This is a genomic window from Kitasatospora nipponensis (assembly GCF_039528135.1).
In the GTDB taxonomy this organism is placed as follows: Bacteria; Actinomycetota; Actinomycetes; order Streptomycetales; family Streptomycetaceae; genus Kitasatospora; species Kitasatospora nipponensis.
Genome location: NZ_BAAALF010000609.1, coordinates 1 through 838, shown reverse-complemented (window position 1 = coordinate 838; position 838 = coordinate 1). Strand labels below are relative to the sequence as shown.

Genomic DNA, 838 nt, shown 5'->3' with positions numbered 1-838 from the left:
CGCTGCCACAACGCGTAGTCCGCGTACTGCACCGGCAGCGGAGCCCACTCGGGCAACCGACCCTCGCAACGGGCCGCGTACGCCTCCGAGATGTCCCGGGACAGCGGACCCATGGACCAGCCGTCGCCCGCGATGTGGTGGATCACCAGCACCAGGACGTGCTCACCGATCCCCGAGCCGAAGAGCCATGCCTTCACCGGCACCTCGGTCGAGAGATCGAAGGCGTATCCGGCCACTCGGGCCAGGGCGCCGGGCACCTCAACCCCGGCGAGTTCGGCGACCGTGGGCTTCCAGTTCAGGTCGTCCAGGTCCACGACCCGCTGATAGGGCTCACCGTCCGCCGTGGGGAACACCGTACGCAGCGCCTCGTGCCGCCCGAGCACGTCACGCAGCGCAGCGCTCATCGCGGCGCGGTCGAGCGTGCCGGTGAGCCGCACGGCCACCGTGCTGTTGTAGGTCGCGCTCGGGCCCTCCAACTGCCCGATGAACCAGAGCCGGCGCTGCGCGAACGACAGCGGCACCCGCTCCGGACGCTCCCCCGCCGTCAGCGCGGTCCGGGCCTGACCGGCCTCCGACAGTCGGGCTGCCAGTGCGGCCACGGTCGGCGCCTCGAACAGCGCCCGGATGTCAACCTCGACGCCCAGCAGGGTGCGGATCCGGCTGATCAGCCGGACGGCGAGCAGGGAGTGGCCGCCCAGGTCGAAGAAGTCGTCCTCGACCCCGACACCTTGCAGCCCGAGAATCTCCGCGAACGCCCCGCAGAGCAGTTCCTCGCGCTCATTGGCCGGTCCGCGGCTTCCTGCGGCCGCGCCGGCGGCGTAGTCGGGAGCGGGCAGGG

1 protein-coding gene is annotated in these 838 nt (G+C 71.8%); it reads right to left on the bottom strand.

Annotated elements, in window-relative coordinates; translation table 11 throughout:
* Positions 1-838: condensation domain-containing protein (locus tag ABD323_RS42225; protein ID WP_344447368.1), on the bottom strand; the 838-nt coding region annotated here is incomplete at both ends.